The 5,501-nt window shown below is 72.0% G+C and carries 5 protein-coding genes and 1 pseudogene; 5 read left to right on the top strand and 1 reads right to left on the bottom strand.

Going from position 1 to position 5,501, the window contains the following annotated elements; all coding sequences use genetic code 11:
- On the bottom strand, positions 1-1,118 hold a 1,118-nt coding region (locus U9980_RS20850), incomplete at its 3' end, for a long-chain fatty acid--CoA ligase (protein WP_322769468.1).
- A gap of 526 nt (positions 1,119-1,644) precedes the next feature.
- On the opposite strand from U9980_RS20850, the pseudogene U9980_RS28685 reads away from it, so the two are divergent.
- From U9980_RS28685 to U9980_RS20875, 5 genes and pseudogenes are all read left to right on the top strand, one after another.
- Positions 1,645-2,355: pseudogene (locus U9980_RS28685) on the top strand (acyl-CoA dehydrogenase family protein); the annotation flags it as partial.
- A gap of 157 nt (positions 2,356-2,512) precedes the next feature.
- Positions 2,513-2,950 carry an acyl-CoA dehydrogenase family protein gene (locus tag U9980_RS20860; protein ID WP_322769465.1) on the top strand — a complete coding sequence of 146 codons (438 nt, stop codon included), beginning with the start codon at positions 2,513-2,515 and terminating at the stop codon, positions 2,948-2,950.
- Positions 2,950-3,984 carry an acyl-CoA dehydrogenase family protein gene (locus U9980_RS20865; protein WP_322769466.1) on the top strand — a complete coding sequence of 345 codons (1,035 nt, stop codon included), beginning with the start codon at positions 2,950-2,952 and terminating at the stop codon, positions 3,982-3,984. Before U9980_RS20860 ends, U9980_RS20865 begins: the two co-directional genes overlap by 1 nt.
- Before the next feature lie 79 nt (positions 3,985-4,063).
- Positions 4,064-5,206: an acyl-CoA dehydrogenase family protein gene (locus U9980_RS20870; protein ID WP_322755244.1), complete on the top strand. Its 1,143-nt coding sequence runs from the start codon at positions 4,064-4,066 to the stop codon at positions 5,204-5,206.
- A partial coding sequence (locus U9980_RS20875) for an acyl-CoA dehydrogenase family protein (RefSeq protein ID WP_322769467.1) occupies positions 5,206-5,501 on the top strand: 296 nt, incomplete at its 3' end. The genes U9980_RS20870 and U9980_RS20875, both read left to right, overlap by 1 nt.

Consider the following 5,501-nt stretch of genomic DNA (forward strand, 5'->3'; position numbering starts at 1 on the left):
CCGCCACGCCGGGCGATCCGGACCGCTCTCCCGGGCAGCGGCCGGCCGAGGGTCGTCGCCTTGACCTCCACGCTGTCCGCCGCGGGGGTTTGCAGGATGGCGGGGGACTCGCTCTGGCCGTAGGACACGACGAACCGTGCGTCGAAGTCTGCTTCGATCCGGGCAACGGTGGACGCCGACACCGCGGCACCGCCGCCGACCACGATCCGCAGATCCGTGAGCGCGCTGACGTCGAAACCGGGCAGGCGCTGTAGGTCGAAGAGCATGGTGGGCACGGCCGCGAGCACCGTCGCGTGGCTGCGCCGCAGCAGTTCGACGATTGCGCCGGGGTCGTAGTCCGGCAGCAGGCCCAGGGCCGAGCCGGTCGTCAGGCAACCGAGCAGACCGGTGATCGACGCCCCGACGTGGTGCAGGGGGACAGGAGCGACGAGAACGTCGTCCGGGCTGTGATCCCAGTCAGCGACCCAGGTGGCGGCTGCGTTGACCGCGCTGGCGTGACTGTGCAGGGCTCCCTTCGGCCGGCCGGTCGTGCCAGAGGTGTACTGCACGAGGAACGGGTCCTCGGGTCGAACCGTCGGGAGCGGCGGCCCAGGTGGCAGGGACGTCGGCGCCACACTCGGTGGCGGCACCGGTGGCCCCTGGTTCGCCGGGCTCATGATCGTGCGCTGAAACCATAGTGAGAGATCGTCCACGGCGGCTGGTACGGTGAGCGCCTCCGCCAGGATCTGGATGCGGGCCGCAACCGGCTGGCCGCGGAACGCCTCCACCGTGAGTACGAGGCCGGCCCCGGTCAACCGCAGGATGTGCTCGATCTCCGGGTCAGCCATGCTCGGGTTGATCGGCACGAGGACGACCCCGGCGAGTGCGGCAGCGTACTCCAGCACCACCCACTCGACCGAGTTGGGAGCGCACACCGCCACGAACCCGCCCGGAGGCAGCACGGCCGCCAGCCCCCGGGCACAGCGGGCCGCATCGACGTACAGCTCGCCATAGGTGACAACCCGCAGGTAGCCAGTACAGGGCCGGGCGGTTCGCAGAGGCTCGCGCTCGCCAGCCGAGCAGTTCGCCGACGGGTTCGTCGATCCAGGGTGTGCCGTCCCTGGCGGGCCAGCAGGCAGCCGGCCGGCCGGGTGTCGTAACCGGCGACTTCGGCGATTTCACTGTCACGGCTGTGGCGTACTCCGTTCGGGCTTCGGCGCTGCCCCCTGCCGGACAGGTGGCCCGGCAGGGCGATCAGGATGCGGCCAGGTCGGTGCCGCGATCTACCCCAGCGCCTTTTGAAGACCATCCGTGGATGACTATAGCGATAGTTTTGCTGCGGTGCCCTGCCGATCCAGTCGGGTCCCGCCGGGGCCGAAGTCCCACCGGGGCCGACGTCCCACCGGTTTGGCTGGACGCGGCTCTGCGGGGTCCGAACGGGCATGGCGGTCCGCCGCAGCACCCGCCAGGGTCGCCGGCGCACGCGCCGGTCTGCCAGGCGAACCACCTGGCTGGCACATCGCGGAGTCCCGGAGTCCCGGAGTCCCGGAGGCATCGTGGCGCTCGTCGTTGTCACGCGGGCACCTGCGTGACAACGACGCTAGGCCGGGGGGCTCGGGATTCGCGGGTCTCATTGGTTGCGTGCTTCCAAAATCATATGTATAGATGTCTGAGCTTTACGTGAACGTGGCCGGAGCGGTTGACCTCGGCTCGGTCGGCGCTGGCTTTGTCGGTACGGCGACGGCCGGGTGGGAGCCGTCTGCTCTCTCGCCGCCAGTTAGGAGAGTTGTGACGGTGCCTGGTGTGATCGCCGCTGACCCCGAGGCGGCCCTGGCGGGCGTACGGGACGGGTTCCACCGGTGGCTTCATGAGCGCCGCGCAGACCTGGAGCCCTTCCGCCGGGAGCGGCCGGTGTCCCTGGAGGAGCAGCTCGCCGAACAGCGGCCGCTCCAGCGACTGCTGTTCGACGCGGGCTGGACGCGTCTGGGCTGGCCGGTGGCGCACGGCGGGCTTGGGGGATCGCGGCTGGCGCGGGCGGTCGTGATCGACGAGCTGGCGGCCGCCGGATATGTCGTGCCCGAGGTGCTCGGCAACACCGACATCGTCGGGTCGATGCTCGTCCGGTTCGCGCCCCGACTCGCCACCGAGCACCTGGCCGCCGCCATCGCCGGGGACGAGGTCTGGTGCCAGGGGTTCTCCGAACCCGACGCGGGCAGCGACCTCGCGTCGCTGCGGACCCGGGCGGTGGCGGACGACGATCAGTTCCAGATCACCGGCCAGAAGACGTGGAGCTCGGACGGTCACGTCGCGACCGGGTGCGCGCTGCTGGCCCGGACGGGTCCTGCGGACAGCGGCTACCGGGGCCTGACGATGTTCTGGCTCGACCTCGCCACCCCGGGGGTGACGACCCGACCCATCGCGTGCGTCGACGGCCGGGCCGAAGTCGCCGAGATCTGGCTGGACGGCGCGGTGGTCGGCCGGGACCAGGTCGTCGGCGAGGTCGGCGGCGGCTGGCGGGCTGGTCATGTACCTGATGCAGTTCGAGCGGGGCGCGTACGCCTGGCAGCGGCAGGCGGATCTGCGGGCCCGGCTCGAGGAACTCCTGACGCCCCGCGGTCCCGAGGCTCCAGCCCCGCCGCCGGCCGCCCCGGGGATCATCGGCGACGCCTTCCTGCGCTACTACGCGCTGCGGGCGAAGTGCCGGGGGACGCTCACCGCGCTCAGCGACGGCCAGGAACTCGGCCCGGAGATCTCCGTCGACAAAGTGATGCTGGGGATCGCCGAGCAGACCGTGGCCGACGCGGCGCGCAGCCTGCTGTGGCCGCCGTTCGTGACCGATGACGGCGACGACGCGGCGTTGTCGAGACGCCGGTGGTCCTACAGCCGCATCACCACGATCTACGGGGGGAGCGCCGAGGTGCAGCGGGATCTCATCGCCGAGCGGCTGCTCGGTCTCCCTCGGGGGCGATGATGGACGCCGACGAACTCGACCTGGTGCGTTCCTCTCTGTGCCGGGTGCTCCGGGGGACGGAGGCGGCGGCGCTTCCCACCGCGCTGCTGGAATCGGGCTGGGCGGACCTCGTCGATCCCGGTCTTGAACACGATGCCGATCCTGACATTGACCCTGGTGCCGGCGCTGGTGCCGGTTCCCGCACCAGTGCGGCGGCGGTGCTCGCGGTGCTCGCGGAGGAGAGCGGCCGCGGCCTCGTGCCCGGGCCAGCTCTCGATCTTGCGGTGCTGCACGCACTCGGCCTGCCCGCCGACGATGTGACCGCGGTGGTCCTGCCGCCGCTGCCGGCCCGTGGCCCCGCGGCGGCCGTCGCGGGCGTCCGGTTCGACGGGGGGCTGGTGGTGGACGGGTTCGTCCTGGCCGGCGCTGGACGGGCGAAGCGCCTGCTGGTCGCGACGGACGGCGGCGTTGTGGCGGTAGACCCGACCAGCGCGAGCGTGAGCGTCGTGCCGGTGGGTGGGCTCGACCCCGACCTCGGCCTGCTCGCGGTCCGGGGCACGGTCGCCGCCGGCGGGTGCAGCGTCGTCGCTGGCGGACCCAGGGTGGCCGCGGCTACGGCCATGGCCCGCCGCTTCCTGGCCGGCCAGCTCGTCGGGATCGCGGCGGCCATGCTGGAGGCGACGGTGACCTACGTTATCCAGCGCGAACAGTACGGCCGCCCGATCGGATCGTTCCAGGCGGTGAAGCATCGGCTGGCCGACGTCCACGTCGCGCGCTGCGCCGCCGAGGACGCGGTCGCGTTCGCCTGGGAGGACGGCGGTGAGCTCGCGGCCGTCGCGGCGAAGGCTCTCGCTGGCCGCGCCTTTCTCACCGCCGCCACCCACTGCCAGCAGGTACATGGAGCGATCGCCTTCACCGTCGAGCACGAGCTGCACCGCTACGTGCGCCGCGGGTACGTCCTGGACACGCTGTTCGGGAGCGCCGACGACCTCACCTGGGAGCTCGGCGAGCGTCTTCTGGCCAGCGGCACCGTCCCGCGCCTGCCGCCGCTGTGATCGGGCGGCGCGGCGCCGACGCCGGGGGGCGGCGGCAGGGACGAGGGTCGGTAGGCCGCTCGGTCGGCAGAGGGGGCTGGTGTCGGTGCGATTCGACCCGGTGACAGTGACCGCGCAGGAAGTCGCGTTACGGTCCGAGATACGCGCGTTCGTCGCCGAGGAGATGGCCCGCCTGGGCCTACGCGCGGGACTCGGTCTGGACAGCGAGCATTCGCCGGAGTTCAGCGCGGCGTTGGGCGCCCGGGGGTGGCTCGGCATGGGAGTACCTCCCGAGTACGGCGGCCAGGGCCGGGGGGCGGTGGACCGCTTCATCGTGGTGGAGGAACTTCTCGCCGTGGGCGCGCCGGTGATGGCCCACTGGGTGGCGGACCGGCAGACCGCGCAACAGATCCTCCGGTTCGGCACCGAGGAGCAGCGGCGGCGTTTCCTGCCGGAGATCTGCGCCGGGCGGTGTTTCTTCTCGATCGGCATGAGCGAGCCCGACTCCGGTTCCGATCTCGCCAGCGTCCGCACCACCGCCACCCGGGTGGACGGGGGCTGGCTGGTCAACGGCACCAAGATCTGGACGTCGACCGCGCACCTGAACCACTGGTTCGCGGTGCTCTGCCGGACCAGCCCGGCGGCCGGTGGTGACCGGCACTCCGGCCTCAGCCAGCTGCTGGTCGACCTACGCGCGCCGGGGGTGCAGGTCCGCCCGATCGAGTTGCTGAACGGTCGCCGTGACTTCAGTGAGGTCGTTCTCGTCGGCGTCGGAGTTCCCGACGACCTTGTCCTGGGCGCGGTCGGTGACGGCTGGAAACAGGTCACCTCGGAGCTCGGATTCGAGCGCTCGGGGCCCGACCGCTGGCTGTCCACTTTCCGTGTGCTCCGCGCGTTCGTCGGCGAACTCGACCCCGACCACCTCGACCCGCAGGACGCCGCCGCCGTGGGAGCGCTGGTGGCGCGGTGCTGGGGGATCCGCAACCTCTCGCTGTCGATCGCCCAGGCCATCGACGCCGGACGGGATCCGGCAGTGGAGGCGGCCGCCGTGAAGGATCTGGGTACCCGGTTCGAGCAGGACGTCGTAGAGACGTTGCGCTACCTGTCCGGCGCAGTCCTCTCACCGGACGACGGCTCGGCGTTCGAGCGGCTGCTGGCCGAGGCGATGTTCGTCGCGCCGGGCTTCACCGTCCGCGGCGGCACGACCGAGATCATGCATTCGATCGTGGCGAAGGGCCTGTGATGGACGACCATCGGGAGCTACTTGAGGAGTCAGCCACCCAGATCTTCACAGACCTCTGTCGGACCGAGGATCGGGCCGCAGCCGGCTGGCTCCCCGACCTCTGGCGTGCGTTGGCCGAGGCGGGCCTGCCGTGGGTGTCGGTGCCCGAGGAACGTGGTGGGTCCGGGGGCGGCGTCGGGGATGCCGCGGTGCTGCTCCGCGTCGCGGGGCGGTTCGCCGCGGCGGTGCCGCTGGCGGAGACCGGCCTGCTCGGCGGCTGGCTGCTGGCGGCGGCCGGCCTGCCGATCCCCGACGC

This window comes from Protofrankia sp. Cr1 (assembly GCF_963555865.1).
GTDB lineage: Bacteria > Actinomycetota > Actinomycetes > Frankiales > Frankiaceae > Protofrankia.